This is a genomic window from Rhodopseudomonas sp. AAP120, from assembly GCF_001295845.1.
Taxonomy (GTDB): domain Bacteria; phylum Pseudomonadota; class Alphaproteobacteria; order Rhizobiales; family Xanthobacteraceae; genus Rhodopseudomonas.
Window position 1 is genome coordinate 96,298 of the sequence record NZ_LJIC01000107.1, and the last position, 17,349, is coordinate 113,646.

The following is a 17,349-nucleotide window of genomic DNA, read 5'->3' on the forward strand; positions in this document are numbered from 1 at the left end:
CCTTCCGTATGACAAGCGCGCCTCCGCGACGTGCGGGAGCCGTTCAAATCCGGACGGCTTTGGCTCGCGTCAGCAGGCCTTGTCCAGAGCTTCCTGAAGCGATCGGCGCGCCATGCCGTTCACGTCGAAAGCACGCAGCAGCCCGCTTCCGAGATCGCCGGCGGCGTTTATGTCGATATGCTCGATCTTGCAGTTGCTGCCGGTCACCGTCGCTTTCGCGGTGAGACGATCGGACACGCTCGCCCGTATCAAAGCAGCGTCGCTGGTCCGGCATGTGAGATCAGCGACGATCTCGATCGTGGACTGCGGTCCCGTCGAAGAATAGCAAATGCTTCTTAGATGATGGTCGGGTCTATCCAACCCCGCTCGGGTAAGCGCACTACAATCCAGAGCCTCGATGGGCGGCCGCACTGCCTTTGTTATCAATCGAGAGGCCAGTTCGTCGCATGTCTGAGCCTTACCGGCCGATGGCGATGCTGCGACGGCCAGCAAGGCGAGGCCCAAGACGGATAGTAGAATCTTGATCTGCTTCATGCTGATTTCCCTCTGACTCCGGCTCGAAGAGCAAAGGGGCCTTCGACATCGGGGAGCAGTTTCGACATCCGGCGCATCGCGACGAGTCCGAAGATGTAGGTGATGGCGAAACCTCCGGCATGCATCCAGATCAGATGGAGATTGGAGGTAGAGCTGTCTCCGAGTCGATTGCGAATAAGCACGAGCATGGCGCCCAATGCGGCGCCCGCAAACGCGAAGCAGGCAAGACCCGCGATCGAAGCGGCCGCGGGCGGCGCCACGCGCCAGAGCTGACGCGCAGCGAGAAACCCAAGCAGAAACGCCCCGGTCATGAAGACGGCCAGCCAAGCTTTGAGAGAAACCAGCGTGATGGTCCGCAGCCCGTTTACGGACGCAACGCTCGTGTCTCCGATCATGGTGACGCCGATCAGGATGTTGATTGTCAGAGCACCTGCAAGCACCAGAAGGCGATCATGTCGATCCGGACCAAATCTTCCCATCCCGACCCGCGACACGGTGGTGCTCAGAAAGATTGAAACAAGCCATCCCAAGCCAAAGCTTCCCGGACTTATGCCCCAGAACTCCGCTCTGCCGTGACGCGAAATTCTTTCGACAAACGCAGGGATCAACTCGTGGCCAAGAAGGCGCCCACCGTCGTTCAGAAGGACGAAATAGAGCGAGTCGAAGACCAGACAGACGGTGCCTGTGATGAGTGCGTATACGACCAGTTCATATGCCGCCAACGCATGAACGGCGCTCGTGTTGCCCTCGGAGGCCGGCTGCGCGCCGGCTCTGTCTAGAGGTCGGATGAGGAAGAACGGAACCATAAAGACGAAGAACAGGACCGCAAGCGTGTAGACGAGCCGCTCCGGTTCGCCAGACTTCAGGGCGTAGCTATAAAATTCAAGGCTGGTAATGAATGCGCTTCCCAATCCGACGAGCTTCGCGTTGAGACTTATCTCGTCGCGCTTCGCGACCGCTTCGTTGAGCGTGACATAGCCGAACCAAAGGATGACTACGAAATTAAGCACGATGAAGATGGCGTTGACGTCGCTGACCGCTTGCTGGTTCGGTTGCTGATCCCACGGCACTCCGTCCCGCAGACGTACGAGAAGGGCAGCAGTGAGCGCGCCGGATTGTGCCAGGAATCCGGTGGTCAGGATCGGAACGAGTTCGCGCTTGGTTGACCGCGGAATGCGGGCCCAAAGCGTTTCGTTGCCCGGTTCTTCCATATGCAGCGCCTCTCTCCCGGGCCTAGTCCGAGGTACACGGTTGATGCCTTTACAAACCCCAGCGCCCTTGCACGCAAGTCGATCGTCGGCGGGAGCTCAAGTCATGGCTCGAATTTGCCGCTCTCTGCCATCGCATCGAGACCGAGACTCGGCCACGAACTTCGAATCGCGGCGGTAGACCGGCTCAAGCTCCTCTTCTTTGTAGGCTCGGATCTTGGCCTTGGCGACCTTGGCGCCGCCCCGACCTGCCAAGCGGAAGTCCAGAGCGCGGCGAGAGCTCCAACGCCGTCCGCCAAGGACCGTATCGTCGCCTTGCTGATCTGGTCGTCGTCCCAAAGCGCCTTGGCTCTGGCCGTCTGGCTCTGCGACGGGTCGTCGGCATCTATGATCGTATTCGGGGCGAGGCGCGTCTGCGCATCGTTCATGAGCGCGATCACCGCCTTCGCCGCACGGTGGCCGCTTCGATCAATGCTCACGGCGCGCCGCTTCTTGAGTTCATCGTCCACCGCGGCAAGAGCGCCGGCGGGGTCGACCTCGAGCATGGTCTCCTCGTAGATGCCGTGGATCTTCGCCTCTCGGCTCTTCTTGGATTCCTTGAATTCGTCGCTGTCGCGCGGCACGGGATAGCTTCGTCCGCTCACTTTCCGCATCGGCGGCACGCCGTGATGCATGTAGGAGCAGTGCAGCGGTTGCGAGGCGTCGCCGACATAGTGGGCCATAACGCCCGCGCCAGCGACGAATCGAAGCACGTCCCCTTTCTTCAGGCAAGTCACCATCGCATCCCAGATCTGCCAGACGTGGAATGGGAGTGCTCCAATGGCCATCACGCCGCAGGAAGGCCGGGGCGTCCTGGACGTCGGTCTCGCATTCATTGAAATAGGCTCCGATCTTCATCGAGGCGGCGAATCGCGAACCTTCAGGCGCGCGGATCGTTTTCGCTCCGACGATCACGCTGCCACAAGCAAACGCTGCGGCCAGTCGCGCTCGATCGACCATGGAGAGGCCGATAACGCCGCCGTAGGTGCAGTGGCCGAAAGGGTTCGTGTCGGCGCGTAAACGGAGCATGAAGAGTTTTTCGTCGGTGCAGTCGAACGAGCGCTTCAGAGCAATCTGCTTCTACCGTCGCGCTTTGCTAACTCCTGGCACGCGCCGGCGATGCTGCCAGCCGTCATCGATCTCCAGCCTTCCAGTGCATCACACAAAGCTCCTGCGGCCGGACACCGTCGCCGCCAAGGCTGCAGCGTGACTATGGGGCACGTCTTACAAAGTCCGTTGCGGTAGGACTCTCGGCTCGATGGACGAGTAGCCAGTCAAAATATTACGCGGGTTACACTCTATAATTTCCAAGGCGATCTTGGAACGTAGCGATGGCGTTGAGATCCGTCGCAGGATGGCGTTGCTTCGGAAATCGGCTCGTCGATAATCGGCGTCCGACCGCCATCGGAACGGTTTGCAGATCCTACTGATGCTCGTGCCCCCCGTGGCTGTGGGGTTTGGCGACGTCTGTGGTATCCGATTGAAGTGCTTCGTATTGTTCTGCGGTCAAAGTAGGGAGGCTCCTCACAAACGCCACGACCGCCCAAATTCGCTCGTCGTCATGCGTCGGACCGAATGCGGGCATGCCGGTCATATGGACGCCGTTCTTCACAATCCAAAAGATCTCTGGGGCGCTCCATCGTTTCGCGGCGTCCTTGAGCGGGGGAGGTTTAGGAGAAAGACCGTTTCCGATCTCGCCTGCTTCCTTCCCGGGCGCCCCGTGGCATTGTGCGCACATTTCGTCGAAATCTTGAAAGCCCTGAGTAGCCAGAGCAGGCAGATCCGGTGGCGAGGCGATCGCGGCGGCTCTCGCGCGAACGGAGTTCTCCATTGTCGTATGCAGGGCCCAGGCGAACAGAGGATGCATGCCGCTCCCTGCTGCGACGTCGTACCGGCCGGTGTAAATGACGCCCAACATGCCGAGAATGCCGAGCAGCGTGGCGGTGGCGAATCCCATTGCGAACTTCATGATAGTCTCCGCGGTGCGGGCACTGTTGGGGCTACAACGCGAGTTCCGCGAGCGGGGTCAAGTGGACCTGTTAACCGGCGATGCATAGCGTGGATTGAGCGCGAACCGCGGCTGTTGCCGTACTCCGATCGTCGACGCGCAACAAGCCCTCGTTTCGATCGCTGCACAGTCCCTGACGGTTCGCGATTGATTGGCTTGCTTCGGCACCCCCGGAGAGCAAAAAAGTACGTCACGCGAATTGCCTCTCTTGTGCGCTCATAGCGGACGCGGATGACCAGCCGCAGCTCGTTCGGTTGCGGCAAGCAACGACGCGATAGCGCTCATCGCGCCGAGCCCTGCCAAACTGACCAAAGTCTGCGCCCCAAGGCTGTTCCAACCCAGGTTCAGAACGGCGTGCGCAGCAAAGGAAAGCCGGACGCCGGCGCAATAGATTACGAGCGAATGTTTGCCGCATCGCACCAGAGGGTCGTATCTCCCGCGTTCTCACGATGGCGGAACTGCTCGGAAGAAAGCGCCAACAGAGCAGCGCGAGGGAAGCAAAGTGCAGTAAGCGCAGCACATCGAGGTTGCTCTTATCCACCGGATAGTTGAGGCGGGAGAGCCATGCCGGCACGTAGGCCTCGATCGAATGAATTGGCCACCCCAAGGTAGTCACGAGTGAGAATGCCAAGTGGAGCGTCGCCAGAGCTGCGAGAGCGTTTGACCTGAGAACGACAAGCTGCCACGTGCCCCGGCTTGCTCCCCACCAGACGCCGATTACGAAGAGCAACTGCCAGTTCAGCGGATTGAAATAGAGCTGGCCGGTTGGATAGGCAGAAAGGTACCAATCGAACAGGTGAGCGCAGACGTAAAGTGCCGCTGACCCATGCAGCGCCAGCTGCCAGGCATGCATCACCAAGGGAAGGATCAGCAGCAGCCCAAAGTGGAGAACGATCATCAGCAGTAATGGGTCGCGATTCACGGGCGAATACCGCAGCAAGATTGCCTGGAACGTGGTCTCTGCCGACCTATCAAGCAAGACGTCCAAGTTGGCATGATCCAGCATACTGGCCTGCCGGGCACCAAAGTAAGACACTTCGGCCAACAAGAAGGCCAACGTGACGATTTGAGCGATATAGATCTGAGCGGCTCGCCGGAATACACGCATGCAAGCGAGGGCCAGGCCCGAGTATCGTGCAACGCCGTCATAGACCACGCCGGATGCGAGTCCCGAGAGTAAGTATCTCTGCGGCGTCGCTGACCCGAAGTTCTCGGGTGTGAAATGATTGAGATAGCTTTCGGGAACGTGATCAACCAAGATCCACCACAACGAAAGCCCGCAAAAGAGATCAATCCGAAGATCGCGCTCACTTGACGACGTGGACATGGGAGAGTTGTACTTCACGTCTGAGTCTTTGCCCGTTGCCACCAGCGAGTCCTTGACGCTGCATCAGTAAACGTAGGCGATCTCCATGCCGAGACACCAGCCAGGCAAAGTGTTGAACGAGTACGGTTGCCCGAACTCTTTATGGACGCTGAGCTTCGCGAGATATTACAGCCGTTTGAGCATGCCAGTGCTTGCGTCGTGGACAGGCAGAGTCCGCGGCGCGGCGCCATAATGGTTCTCCTACGTCGCGCTGGTGCTTTGGAGATTTAGTTTCCGTTGGTCGTTGGCGCTTGCCTTATCGAAACTGCCGCGGGATGCGTATTTATAGACGCGAACGTACCGCATATCTTTGAACGCCCGGCGATTTGGAAGCTGTGGAATCTCGCAGGCGACGTTCTGCGCCTGCATGTTAAGCCTCCGATGGAGGCTATTCTTCGGTCCGTACCCGCTGTTGATGATGTGCACATGGGCGGGCAAGATTGGATTGATCGAGGATAGCAGGAAAGCGGTTAGTTGTCTCGATAGGCTCCGTAGGGCGGCGGTCGAGGGAGAGCTTGACTTCTACGGACAATTGATCACGACGAGCGGGGTAGAGTACGCCGCGCGCGTACGCGCAGGGTGGAAACGAAAATGTATTTACTTATGATCCAAAGCAGAGGGGTTTGAAGACCTCGCAGATTGGTCAATATCGCAATCTACACTTGAGCAGGAGAGTGCTGAAGATAACGCAGAAGAGTTGGGAAGATGCGCAAGAGTAGCTGCTTTCCAGCCAGCGCATAGCCACAAGTTAACGCGATCCTCAGAACCGACAGCTCATGAGCGACGTGCTGCGCGAAGATGTGCTGATCCCGTAGGCACGTCGCCTTGATGCGGCGTCGGGCATGACAGGCCTTGGCGTATCTCCAACCCGTCGAGCTAGTCTAGCAGTCTCCCCCTTCCCCGAGTCTTGTGGAGCCGTACGGGACGGCGAGTTTGAGATCTTCGCGACGTTGTTATGCCGTCCGCATTGGGCCTCGAGCGCTAGGGGGCCGGCTTCCGATCGTCGTCGACCTCCGCCGTTTCGGCGATCTCATCGCGGTCGATGCGAAGTCCCCATGGGAGGCGCGCCCGGCCGATCATGGGAGGGTCGACAACCTCGCCGTCTCCGCGCTCGTCGAAATGGTCGGTGTCGGCGCGCGAACCGAGCAGGAACAGGTTGTCCGTCGGTCCGGCCTGACATCGCGATCTCGTCGCGAGCGAACGAACGTCTGAGCTCAGTCTGCATCTTTCGTCGATCGCTTACGAGAGGTCGGCCGCGGAAAAGCGTTGCATCACAGGCGGCGCGATCAGGGGCGGCGGCCGACGGTCGCCTCCGCCAACTCCGCCTGAACCTCGCCGGCCCGCAGTCTCCTCGGCGGTGGGGGTTCCAAACGAACGCAAGCCGCGACGAAAGCCGCGAAGGGGGTGATGTCGCCCTTTACGCTCGCAAGTTCCAGAGCCTGCATGTACTCATTCCGACGGTCGACCGGAATGATCGTCCACGGGTATCCCCCTTCGGCGAGCATGACGTTCATCAGGAAACGGCCCGAGCGACCGTTGCCGTCCGGCAGGGGGTGGATGAAAGTGAATACAAAGTGGCCGAGGACCGCACGCACGCGGGGATCCTTCTCCGCATGCAAGCATTCGAAGAACGTCTCCATGGCGTCGGGCAGTGATTCCCACGCCGTCGGAGAGTGTCCGGAGTTCTTGATGAAAATGAAATGCTGCCGATAGCCGGCCAAGCGCTCCGGCTTCAGCAGACCCGCGGCGACCGACGGTTCGAACATGGAGCGGAACCACTTGAGATGGTCTTCCTCCGCAACCGTCGCCGCGTCCGTCCTCTCCAGCACGCGCTTCACCGATTTGACGACTTCTGCAAAGGCCAACTGGTAGCCCTTCGCGGCCATCGCGTCGGTTTGCTTCCTGTCGTCTTCATCCGTTTCCGGATTCCACTTTCCCGATTTCACCCGCTCAATGAGATCTTCGCTTACCGAGTACCCCTCGATCGACAGCGAGTGGTAGGCGTCCGAAGTGTATCGCTCGTTGACGGCGGCGATGTAGGCGTCGACGTCCTCGACCTGGCTCGCTTCGTCGGGAAACGCGGCGATCACCGCCTCGCGCATCTGCGCCCACATGAGACGGATGCGGGTGACGACGGGGGCGACGGCCCGGCCGGCGCCCAGACTGATCTGCACCGGTCCCTGGAAGGGATCCTGCTCCTCGCGCACCTGGTGGTCCGCTCGTCTCATCGTTTCGACGATTTCGTCGGCGATCGCGGGCTTTCCCAGCGCCCGGTACGCGCCGGCGATCCTGCCCGCCGCCACCGTTCTTCCGCCTTCCAGCAGCACCTTGAGGATGGCGCTTCGATCCCGAAGAGATCCGAGAAGGGCGATCATGTCGGTGCGGTTCGTGCTCCAGAAATTTGGAGCCACGTCGCAGATCGCTTCGATCGTCGGGTAGACGCGCAGGTTCGCGATCTCGCCCGCAGCGCTCTTCGGCAAATTAGTCTTGTAGGCAAAGATGGAGGTATCGTGCGGAAGAGTGACGGCCTTGTTGTTGGCATGCGGCGCCTGGACGACGATCTGCGGCGGGACGTTCATGTTGCCGGCGAGCAGCGGAATCGAATTTTCGGGAGACAGAACCCAGTTCGCTCCGAACCGCTCGTCCAGGTAACGCCGGCAGAATTCCCAGTAGGAGGTGTACCAGGAGGTGCTGTCGCCGGAACGTGCGTCGGGACGCGACAGCATCAGCCAGCCGTTCATGATCTCTTTGAGGAAACCATTCTTGATGAGCCTCTCCCGGTCGGTCCGACCTACCTCCGAGGTCTTGAAGACACGACGTTGCCCGTTGTCGCTGAGGGCTTTGAGAGCGGAGAGCGATTTTGCCAGTTTCTCATTCGTCGCGGCCATGGCCTTGTTCCGAGGTTGGTTCCGTACGTTTCCAATCATTTTCCGTTGTTGAGATTCAATCATTTTTTGTTGTATATACAAGTATTTTTTTCTGCTTATATCAATCCCTTTTAGCTGTTCTATCTCAATCCCTTTTCGTTGTTCAAATACAATTCTTTTATGCTAACCTTAGCGAAGCACCACCACCCCTGAATGCCGCTCAGTCCCATCGGAGGCCTTCGACAAAAGTCCGGCAAATCGAGCTAAGATGGTGGAAAGCGTTTACCATCCCTCGGAATTCGCTTGAACCGAACTGCCGATTCCGGTACATACCACCGGTACACACAACCTGCCTAGGTTGTCCGGAAAACGTTGATTTAGCTTCCGTTTTCGCGGCTCTCGGGAGAGGGGCTGAGAGTCCCTCCCTCTCCGCCATTTGTGATCTTTCATGGAATAGGGACCCCGCTACGGGGCTGATTTTCATCCAATCGGGACCCCGTTGCGACGGGTCCACACTGGCCTTCAGGACAACTGGAGGCCGCGATTGGGATGCTGGTTGTGGAGACGATCGCCAAGATTCGCCGGGCGTATTTCAGCCAAGGCAAATCGATCAAGGAGATCTGCCGAGAGCTGCGGGTCTCGCGCAAGGTAGTTCGGAAGGTCGTCCGATCGGATGCGACCGAGTTCCGGTACGAGCGTTCACGGCAGCCGTTGCCGCGGATCGGGCCGTGGCGGGAGCAGCTCGAGGCGTTGCTGGAGGCGAACGAGAAGCGGTCGGCGCGTGAGCGGCTGACCATCATCCGGCTGCACGAAGAGCTTCGCGCGCTCGGCTACCCGGGCAGCTATGCCGCGGTCCGGCGCTACTTGATCGCCTGGCAGACCAAGCGGGCCAGCGCGGCGGCAGCGGCGTTCGTGCCGTTGAGTTTCGCGCCGGGCGAGGCCTACCAGTTCGTTTGGAGCCACGAGATCGTGGTGATGAACGGCGTGACGACGACTGTGAAGGTCGCGCACATGCGCCTGTGCCACAGCCGGATGTTCTTGGTGCGCGCCTATCCGCGGGAGAGCCAGGAGATGGTGTTCGACGCGCACGAACGCGCCTTCGCGTTCTTCAGGGGCGTCTGCACGCGCGGCATCTACGACAACATGAAGACGGCGGTGGATGCGATCTTCGTCGGCAAGGACCGGCAATACAATCGCCGCTTCTTGCAGATGTGCTCGCATCATCTCTGGTCGATCCGGTCGCCTTCACGCCGGCGTCGGGCTGGGAGAAGGGCCAGGTCGAGAACCAGGTCGGGCTGGTGCGCGAACGCTTCTTTGCGCCGCGTTTGAAGGTGAGGAGCTACGACGAGCTGAACGCCTGGCTGGTCGACAAATGCGTCGCCTACGCCAAGAGCCACGCCCATCCCGAGCGGCCGGAGACCACGATCTGGGCGGCGTTCGAGGACGAGCGGCCGCATCTGATCCCGTATCGCGGCCGGTTCGACGGCTTCCACGCGCTGCCGGCGTCGGTGTCGAAGACCTGCCTGGTGCGGTTCGACAACAACAAATACTCGGTCAGTGCGGGCGCCGTCGGCCGGCCGGTCGAGGTCCATGCCTATGCCGACCGGATCGTGATCCGCCAGGACGGCCGTGTCGCGGCCGAGCACGCCCGCTGCTATGGACGCGGCGAGACCGTCTATGATCCCTGGCATTACGTGTCGGTTCTGGCGCGCAAACCGGGCGCCTTGCGCAATGGCGCGCCGTTCCGGGACTGGGTTCTGCCGACGGCCTTGGAGCGCGTCAAACGCAAGCTGGCGGGGTCCAACGACGGCGACCGGCAAATGGTCGCGATCCTGGCGGCGGTCCTGACCGACGGATTGTCCGCGGTCGAAGCCGCCTGCGGCGAGGCGCTGGCCGATGGCGTCCATTCCGCCGACGTCATCATCAACATCCTGGCGCGCCGGCGCGATCCGCTGCCGATCGCGCCCATCGCGACGCCGGCGTCGTTGACGCTGCATCACGCGCCGATCGCCGATTGCGCCAGATATGATCAATTCAGGAGGACATGAGCATGGAGCGCACCGACGTTCTCGACATGATGGGGTCTCTGAAGCTCTACGGAATGCGCGCCGCCTATGACGAAACGCTCAACCTCGCGGTCAAGCGCAAGCCCGAACCGCAACGCTTCGTCGGCGACCTGCTCAAGGCCGAGATCGCCGAGAAGCAGGCCCGCTCGATCAAGTACCAGCTCACCACCGCCAAATTGCCGCTCGCGAAGGACATCGACGACTTCGCCTTCAAGGACACGCCGATCAACGAGGCTCTGATCCGTGACCTCGCCGGCGGCGGGTTCATCGCCCAGCAGCGTAACGTCGTGCTGATCGGCGGCACCGGGACCGGCAAGACCCATCTGGCGATCGCGATCGCCCGCAATTGCATCCGCGCCGGCGCCCGCGGGCGCTTCTTCACCACCGTCGATCTCGTCAACCGGCTGGAAGCCGAGGCCCGCTCCGGCCGCCAGGCGAGGCTCGCCGACTATCTCACCCGCCTCGACTTCATCATCCTGGACGAACTCGGCTATCTGCCGTTCGCCCAGGCCGGTGGCCAGCTCCTGTTCCACCTGATCAGCCGGCTCTACGAACGCACCTCGATCATCGTCACCACCAATCTGGCCTTCGGCGAATGGCCGACCGTGTTCGGCGATCCGAAAATGACCACGGCGCTGCTCGACCGCCTGACCCACCACTGCGACATCGTCGAAACCGGCAACGACAGCTGGCGCTTCAAAAACCGCGCCTGACATCCCCCGTTGATCCGCGCGCGCCGGCTCCGCAACCCCGGCCAGCTACGCCGGCGCGCGCACTACAATCACGCGATCAGCAAAGGGGGCCCTTTTGGATGCAAGAACGGGGTCCGTTTGGGTGATAAGTGACACTGCGGATTGCGCCAGTCGATCGCAGCAAATAGCCGCCCATCTGGGCCGCGGTCAGCGCCACCACGCCATCCGCAGCCGAAGGCCAGATGAAGCGGTCGCGGTCCAGCCGCTTGGCGTAGAGCGACAGCCCGATCCCGTCGTGCCACAACGCCTTGATCGTAAGCGCTGTTTTCAGGCCACGCGCCTGAGGTCTTGCGTGGCGGGATAGGCCCAGGGCAGCAGTTCGTCGATCTGGCTGTTCGGGTGTCCGTTGACGATCCTGGTGATGACGTCGGCGAGATAGGCGTGGGGCTCGATGCAGATGAGCTTGCAGGTCTCGATCAGCGAAGCAATGACGGCCCAGTGTTCGCCGCCGCCGTCGGAGCCGGCGAACAGGGCGTTCTTGCGGTTCAGCGCGATCGGGCGGATGGCGCGCTCGACGACGTTGGAATCGATCTCGATGCGGCCGTCGGCGATGAAGCGTGTCAGGCCTTCCCAGCGCGACAGCGCATATCGAATGGCCTCTGCGAGCTTGGTCTTCTGGCTGATCAAGGCGAGTTTGGCGCGCAGCCAGGGTTCGAGGTCGTCGACGATCGGCCGGCTCTTCACCTCGCGGTCGGCGCGGCGTTCGTCGGCGGTGCGGCCGCGGATCTCGGCTTCAACGGCATAGAGCCCGGCGATGCGTTCGAGCGCTTCGCTGGCGATCGGCGCCGGACCGGCCGCGGCAGTTCGTAGAAGCGCCGGCGGACGTGGGACCAGCAGAAGGCAAGCTGCACGTCGCCGCGCTCGGCGAGCACCCGATAGCCGGCATAGCCGTCGACCTGGAGGATGCCGGCAAAACCCGCAAGATGGGCGATCGGCCGTTCGGCTTTGCGGTCGGGGGCGTAAACGTAGGCGACAGCGGGCGGGTCGGTGCCACCCCAGGGCCGGTCATCGCGGGCATAGGCCCAGAGCTGGCCGGTCTTGGTGCGGCCACGGCCGGGATCGAGCACCGGTGCGGTGGTCTCGTCGGCAAACAGCTTTGGCGATTGCTTCAGGGAGGCGAGCAGCCGCTCGTGCACCGGCCGCAGCAGGAAGGCGGCGCGTCCGACCCAGTCTGCCAGGGTCGAGCGATCCAGATCGAGACCCTGGCGGGCGTAGATCTGAGCCTGCCGATACAGCGGCAGATGGTCGGCGTATTTGGCGACGAGTACCTGCGCCACGGTGGCGTCGGTCGGCAGCCCGCCCTCGATCAGCCGCGCCGGCGCCTCGGCCTGCACCATGGTCTCGCAGGCCCGGCAGGCATACTTCGGGCGGCGCACGACCAGCACCCGGAACTGAGCCGGGACGATGTCCAGTCGCTCGCTCACATCCTCGCCGATCCGGTGCAGCGCCTGGTGGCAGCACGGGCAGGCATGATCGTCGATGTCGACCAGCATCTCGACCCGCGGCAGATGCGGCGGCAACAATCCTCTGTTCCTGCGGCGTCGGGCGGCCCGACTGGATCGCTCGGCTGCATTGGCCGCCTCGGTCGCGGCATCACCACTCGCCTCGATCTGTTCAGCCTCTTCCAGGCCGAGCAGCAATTGGTCCTCCGGCAACGTCTCGGCGCGGCGGCCGAAGCGATGACGCTGCAACTCCTTGATGATCTGCTCCAGCCGCGCGGCGCGCGCCCGTTCAGCCAGCAGCATCGCCTTGAGCGTACCGGGATCGTCTGGAAGCGTATCCGCCGTCGTCGTCATGAGGCGATTACACCATGCGTCGCGGCGTCCCGCGAGCGCGACATGCATGCTGATTCACTGTGCCGCAGCTCAGTTCGCCTGGATCGGCGACGGTGTCTCGCGCGCAGCGTGGACGCGCTTCCAGTCCAGCCCTTCGAGCAGCGCTGACAACTGCGCCGCGGTCAGGCGAATGACGCCGTCCTGCACGTTCGGCCAGCAGAACGAACCGGTCTCCAGCCGCTTGGCGAACAGGCACACGCCGGTGCCGTCCCAGTAGATCAGCTTCACCCGGTCGGCTCGCTTGGCGCGGAACACATACACCGCGCCGGAGAACGGATCGGCCTGCATGCTCTCGCGCACCAGGGCGGCGAGCCCTTCGGCACCCTTGCGGAAGTCGACGGGCCTGGTCGCCACCATCACCCGCACCGCGCCCGTCGGACCGATCACGTGCAGGTTTTCAGCGCACGGATCACGGCCGCAACCGTCGCAGCATCCGCGCCGCGGCCGACCCGGACCGCGACGCCGTTGATCTCCAGTTCGATGTTGCCGGTGTTCTCGCCGCCCTGGGGCGTCTTGCGAACGTATCGACGCCGTTGCGGTGAGCCCGCCGGCGGAGATGATGGCGTAACGACAGCGGGCACGAACATCTGCGGCTCGGGAGCCGCAGGGATCGCAGCCGGCTGTCGCATTTGCCGGCGCCACGTAAACAGTTGTTGCGGTGACAATCCGTGCCGCCGCGCGACCTCCGACACCACAGCTCCCGGGGCCAGCGTCTCTTCGACGAACCGCGCCTTGTCGTCTGCCGAAAATTGCCGGCGTCGACCGGTCTCGGTGATGACCTCGACCCGGCGCACCGAGGTCTTAGGCTCAAGCATATGGTCAAGCTTAGACACAAGCCGATCTCCGGTTCAGAGATCGATCATTCCTCAGTCCGCGCATTCAATGGAAGGTGGGGCCGAAACAGCGCTTACCCTTGATCAGCGTGCCGGCGCGGCCACGGAACACGAAGACATCACCGGCGAATGGATCGCGCCCGAAGCCTTCCTGGACCAGAAGCGCAAGCCCCTGCATGCCTTTGCGCATGTCGGTGTGCCCGGTTGCGATAAAGATCCGCGCGCCCGCCGCGAGTGCGCGTGATTTGGGAAATGTTCGTTTGAACTGAACAGGCTACGCCATACCAGTTAAATTGCTTCGTGGCGGAACTACTTCAATATTTCGACTTCCGGGACAATGCCCGCGCGGGCACATGAATCTATATAGTTCATCCGAAGAAACTGAAGCAGATTCTTTTCGCTAAGAGAAAGGGGCGTTGCAATACGACCGAAAACGACCAACGCCTCGCGACTTGCTTCCGCGGCTTCCGCGAATTGCCCCATGCGAACCAACACGGCGTCAAGTGACGCAAGGCAAGCTGCGAGCGTCGGTAATACCGTCGGATTCTCCGTAGCCAGTCTCCAGTAGATCTCAACGACATCTTTGCTCACAGGCAGAGCCTTTCGGTATCGGTTCATTCTAAAGAGCGCGGATCCCTCTGCATTGAGGACCTCTGCAAGCTCTTTTAAGAAAAGGCCGCCGTTTTCGCTGTTCAACTGTCGATAGATCCGCGCAGAATCGCGAAGCGCAGCCAATCCATCCTTCGTTCGATCGCAACTGATGAGCTCTTCACCCAGCGCTCGCGCGGCTTTTGCCTGCTCCGGTAAGGGTCGATGCGAGAACTGTTTCTCTAATCTCCCGTATAGGTCGACCAGACGTCGGAGCAGGACCAGTCTTTTTTGACCTTCTCCAATGGACAATATAATGCGGCTCGCCTCCTGTAAGAAATGCATGCACCTCTGGAGAACCTGGTCAGATTGGCTCTGATTCAAATGCCTCCAGTACCCTATCGACTCGCTCGCCGAAGCAAGCGATCCAGCAACGTCGTTGAGTTTTAAGAGGGTTCTCCCGATCTGTAAGAGACTGAGGGAAAGCATGAATGTCTTGAGGATACTCTTGCTGGATTTCCGATAGAGAGCAGCAGCTTCCCTAAGTGCCGCCAAGGCCTCGCCGTCAAGGCCGGATCCAGAAAGACGTGCGGCTAGGTTGAAAGTACTTCCGGCAAGGTCAAACTCATATTCAGTCGGATGGTCAACTGTCAGTTGTTTGAAGATGAATACAGATTCACGATGAGCATTCAAAGCGTCTTTATGACGGCCAGCAGCTCCAAAGCAGACACCCATATTATCGAGGCTGCCCGCCAGATCAGGAAGGAAAGTCGAATCGTGTTCCGCAATTTCTCTAAATATAGCGACGGATTCACTTATCGCGGCTTCTGCTTCCTCAAACCTTCCGCATGACCAAAGAAGCTCGCTCAGTTTCCGCAAACAACGGGCCAGCTCCGAGGGGTGCCCCTTCTCTCCATCTAATGCCAAGGAGTGATAGAGATCAACCGACTCGCTTTTCGCGCTTATTGCGCCGTCTAGATTTCCCGAATCATATAGATCCTCTGAAAGGGCTGACAGGCTCCGCGCTAGATCGAGAGTCGAGAGCTTTTTGTTGCTAACATCGCGATCGACGCTCGCGATTCTTCTATACAGGGCGACAATGCTTAGGCTAACCGCTGCTGTTTCTTCAGAACGACCTACAGCTAGTAATCGCGATCTGCTCTTCACGAGGGCATGCGCGAGTCTATAACTGAAGGCATCTGGATGAACTCTGCATAATTTGCTCAGAATCGCGCATGACTCCTGTACTGCAGCAAGCGCCTCGTGATGCCGCGCTTCGGAAGCTAGGCAGTCTGAGTAAACTGCAAGCGAATAGGCAAGGGCTGGCAAAAGCTCTTCCACGCCCAACTCGATCGCTTGCCGTCGTAGTTTGATCGCCTCGCTACAGTCAGCGAGCGCCTCTGAATGACGCTTTAGCTGCTGCAAAATCAATGCGCGATTGTGCAGAGTATTAGATAGATCCGCATTAAAGATAGATGGATATTTGCCAGCAAGCGAGGACCGAATTGAAATTGATTCATCGCACGCCTTGAGTGCTTCGCTGGCTTGATCCAGTAACATGAGGGCGGCTGCTTTATTGTTCAGAGCACCAGCCAACGAAGGCAAAAACGCCTCTCCCGTCTCGTCGCTCAAGCCTTGAAGAATATTAATGGCTTCTGTTGCTAATTCGAGCGATTCCTCGGGTAGGTTGCAAATCAATGATCGTTGGCATTGCGACATCAGAGCTGAGAATAATTGGAGAGACTCGTCTTCTCGAGGATCTTGAGACGATATCGCGCGTTGGATTTCCGATGAAATCCGACGTGCGAGATTCAACCCAATTTCTTTCAATCCCAGGGTCTCGGAGGGCAGGCGCGAAGATATTCGTTTCATGAGCGCCAGATCCAACGGCTCGAACTCTAGAAGATGCCGAAGCCAGTGTTCAGCCTCCTCATGCCCGTCGGAAAAGAAATCCTGAACGGTCCGAATTAGGAAGTTGGCGACTTCCTCTGGTTTTCTTCTCCAAACGCGCTCGATCGAGGATCTCCCGTCAATTCCGATTGATGCAAGTGTCCCGTAGCGCCCAAGCCAATCAAGAACGACCGCCTCCCCGATTATGTCGGGAACAAGCGGTAGCACCTCAGCCATCTGCGGATACACATCGAGTCCATTCATCAACGCGTCGATCGAAGCATTTAAGTCAGCGGTTGGATCTATTGTTGATCGCTCCTCACTCGCCAAATCTCGCAATTGGTTCAGAGGCATCCCCTGACCCAAAGTAGATAACACCGCCAAATGACGTGGCATCAGTTTTCCGGGTGCGCCGCCACCCGCTCTCGCTATCTCATCTATGCGATTTAGCTCCCGTCTTGCGATGGTGATCGCTATCTCGTCTCGATTTAGACGAAGCGAATTCTCAATTCCCATGCTCCCAGCATTGAGGCCGGCAATAATTAAGTATAGGGGGGTGCCGGCCCACTTCTCGTCCAAAAGAGACTTTTCGAGAGTCGAATCATTGTCAATGGCGGACAATTCTAGGTCCGGCCGCTTTCTTGCCAGGATGGTCTTGAAGATGGTCCGACGAATAGAAACGTCGTCTATACTCGAGAGCGTAACGGGTTCGGGTGGGTCCATCAGCCGTAGCGCAGCGAGAGATGCGTCACTATCGCCGCGGCCGAATATCGTTGGAAACCAGCCATACTCGGGGTTCGCGTGTCGCTCTAGCAACAATAATCTTAGTGGAGGAGAGTTTTGATCCTTATCAATCAGAACAGCTAGAATCTCATTGATTTGTTGTGCCACGCGTGCTGCGTAATCGACGACAATCAGCGTCCGCTTATCCCATTTCCATTTTGAAATATCAGGCTGTCTAACAAAACGACTTAGCTCGCGTATTTCAACAAAGCCGGCGAGCCATCCAGCGCGGATTGCGCGACTTACAATTTCGGAAGCAAGGCGAGTCTTGCCTTCCCCGCCCCTCGCAACGATTGTTCGTATCGATACTTGGCTCTCGGATTCCATCCACTGTTCGATATTGGCTATGACTAATTCGCGTCCCAATAATGGAATTACGTCTGACCGATGCGGGCTTAGAAGTGCGAGGTCCGACTTGCTCTCACGAACTTGTGCGGTGCGATTCGAAAAATCAGTCAGACATAGGTGTGGCGTGGAGGAGCAAACCTCCACATTGATGCCGCTCCCGACTGCTTGAATAACGATATTGTTCAGACCAGATACCGCACTCCAAACATGGCTTTGATTCATTAGCGGAGTG

At 59.8% G+C, this 17,349-nt stretch carries 13 protein-coding genes and 2 pseudogenes; 3 read left to right on the plus strand and 12 right to left on the minus strand.

The annotated features are described in order from the left end of the window. Positions 1-69: 69 nt before the first annotated feature. The 3 genes from IP86_RS28785 to IP86_RS17395 form a co-directional block, all read right to left on the minus strand. Positions 70-534, minus strand: coding sequence for a hypothetical protein (locus IP86_RS28785; protein ID WP_012494665.1), 465 nt, complete (start codon positions 532-534; stop codon positions 70-72). Further along, the gene (locus IP86_RS17390) at positions 531-1,745 is read right to left on the minus strand and encodes a hypothetical protein (protein WP_012494666.1); all 1,215 of its coding nucleotides are present in this window, start codon (positions 1,743-1,745) and stop codon (positions 531-533) included. Before IP86_RS17390 ends, IP86_RS28785 begins: the two co-directional genes overlap by 4 nt. 101 nt (positions 1,746-1,846) lie before the next feature. Continuing rightward, entirely contained in the window at positions 1,847-2,569 is a 723-nt protein-coding gene (locus IP86_RS17395; protein WP_054163740.1) for a hypothetical protein, read from the minus strand. On the opposite strand from IP86_RS17395, the gene IP86_RS28790 reads away from it, so the two are divergent. Next, complete coding sequence (locus IP86_RS28790; protein ID WP_150104499.1) at positions 2,562-2,801, plus strand: hypothetical protein; 240 nt, start codon at positions 2,562-2,564, stop codon at positions 2,799-2,801. The genes IP86_RS17395 and IP86_RS28790 overlap by 8 nt on opposite strands. A 403-nt stretch (positions 2,802-3,204) precedes the next feature. Here the strand turns inward: IP86_RS28790 and IP86_RS17400 are convergent, their stop codons facing one another. From IP86_RS17400 to IP86_RS17415, 3 genes are all read right to left on the minus strand, one after another. Beyond that, positions 3,205-3,750 carry a c-type cytochrome gene (locus IP86_RS17400; RefSeq protein WP_012494668.1) on the minus strand — a complete coding sequence of 182 codons (546 nt, stop codon included), beginning with the start codon at positions 3,748-3,750 and terminating at the stop codon, positions 3,205-3,207. Positions 3,751-3,979: 229 nt separating this feature from the next. Next, positions 3,980-5,158, minus strand: a complete 1,179-nt coding sequence (opgC, locus tag IP86_RS17405) for an OpgC domain-containing protein (protein ID WP_012494669.1) — start codon at positions 5,156-5,158, stop codon at positions 3,980-3,982. 1,283 nt (positions 5,159-6,441) lie between these two features. After that, positions 6,442-8,043 carry a Fic family protein gene (locus tag IP86_RS17415; RefSeq protein ID WP_012494671.1) on the minus strand — a complete coding sequence of 534 codons (1,602 nt, stop codon included), beginning with the start codon at positions 8,041-8,043 and terminating at the stop codon, positions 6,442-6,444. Positions 8,044-8,571: 528 nt separating this feature from the next. Between IP86_RS17415 and istA the strand changes: the two are divergent. Together istA and istB are read left to right on the plus strand one after the other, a co-directional pair. Further along, positions 8,572-10,140: pseudogene (gene istA / locus IP86_RS17420) on the plus strand (IS21 family transposase). Next, entirely contained in the window at positions 10,073-10,801 is a 729-nt protein-coding gene (gene istB / locus IP86_RS17425; protein ID WP_012494672.1) for an IS21-like element helper ATPase IstB, read from the plus strand. Before istA ends, istB begins: the two are co-directional and overlap by 68 nt. 76 nt (positions 10,802-10,877) lie before the next feature. Here the strand turns inward: istB and tnpB (IP86_RS29715) are convergent, their stop codons facing one another. From tnpB (IP86_RS29715) to IP86_RS28190, 6 genes and pseudogenes are all read right to left on the minus strand, one after another. Beyond that, on the minus strand, positions 10,878-11,150 hold the full coding sequence (tnpB, locus tag IP86_RS29715; protein ID WP_080518789.1) for an IS66 family insertion sequence element accessory protein TnpB: 273 nt from the start codon (positions 11,148-11,150) through the stop codon (positions 10,878-10,880). Then, positions 11,108-12,636: pseudogene (gene tnpC / locus IP86_RS17430) on the minus strand (IS66 family transposase). Before tnpC ends, tnpB (IP86_RS29715) begins: the two are co-directional and overlap by 43 nt. A gap of 69 nt (positions 12,637-12,705) precedes the next feature. Next, on the minus strand, positions 12,706-13,062 hold the full coding sequence (gene tnpB, locus IP86_RS17435) for an IS66 family insertion sequence element accessory protein TnpB (RefSeq protein ID WP_012494673.1): 357 nt from the start codon (positions 13,060-13,062) through the stop codon (positions 12,706-12,708). Further along, on the minus strand, positions 13,059-13,469 hold the full coding sequence (gene tnpA, locus IP86_RS17440; protein ID WP_245290657.1) for an IS66-like element accessory protein TnpA: 411 nt from the start codon (positions 13,467-13,469) through the stop codon (positions 13,059-13,061). Before tnpA ends, tnpB (IP86_RS17435) begins: the two co-directional genes overlap by 4 nt. Before the next feature lie 85 nt (positions 13,470-13,554). Continuing rightward, positions 13,555-13,725, minus strand: coding sequence for an IS66 family insertion sequence element accessory protein TnpB (gene tnpB / locus IP86_RS17445; RefSeq protein WP_347336003.1), 171 nt, complete (start codon positions 13,723-13,725; stop codon positions 13,555-13,557). Between the two features lie 92 nt (positions 13,726-13,817). Next, the gene (locus IP86_RS28190; RefSeq protein WP_080518791.1) at positions 13,818-17,339 is read right to left on the minus strand and encodes a tetratricopeptide repeat protein; all 3,522 of its coding nucleotides are present in this window, start codon (positions 17,337-17,339) and stop codon (positions 13,818-13,820) included. Between the last annotated feature and the right edge of the window lie 10 nt (positions 17,340-17,349).

Coding starts and splice junctions, on each gene's coding strand:
- IP86_RS28785 (WP_012494665.1), bottom strand. CDS start 534: ATGAAGCAGATCAAGATTCTACTATCCGTCTTGGGCCTCGCCTTGCTG.
- IP86_RS17390 (WP_012494666.1), bottom strand. CDS start 1,745: ATGGAAGAACCGGGCAACGAAACGCTTTGGGCCCGCATTCCGCGGTCA.
- IP86_RS28790 (WP_150104499.1), top strand. CDS start 2,562: ATGGCCATCACGCCGCAGGAAGGCCGGGGCGTCCTGGACGTCGGTCTC.
- IP86_RS17395 (WP_054163740.1), bottom strand. CDS start 2,569: ATGGCCATTGGAGCACTCCCATTCCACGTCTGGCAGATCTGGGATGCG.
- IP86_RS17400 (WP_012494668.1), bottom strand. CDS start 3,750: ATGAAGTTCGCAATGGGATTCGCCACCGCCACGCTGCTCGGCATTCTC.
- IP86_RS17415 (WP_012494671.1), bottom strand. CDS start 8,043: ATGGCCGCGACGAATGAGAAACTGGCAAAATCGCTCTCCGCTCTCAAA.
- istB (WP_012494672.1), top strand. CDS start 10,073: ATGGAGCGCACCGACGTTCTCGACATGATGGGGTCTCTGAAGCTCTAC.
- IP86_RS28190 (WP_080518791.1), bottom strand. CDS start 17,339: ATGAATCAAAGCCATGTTTGGAGTGCGGTATCTGGTCTGAACAATATC.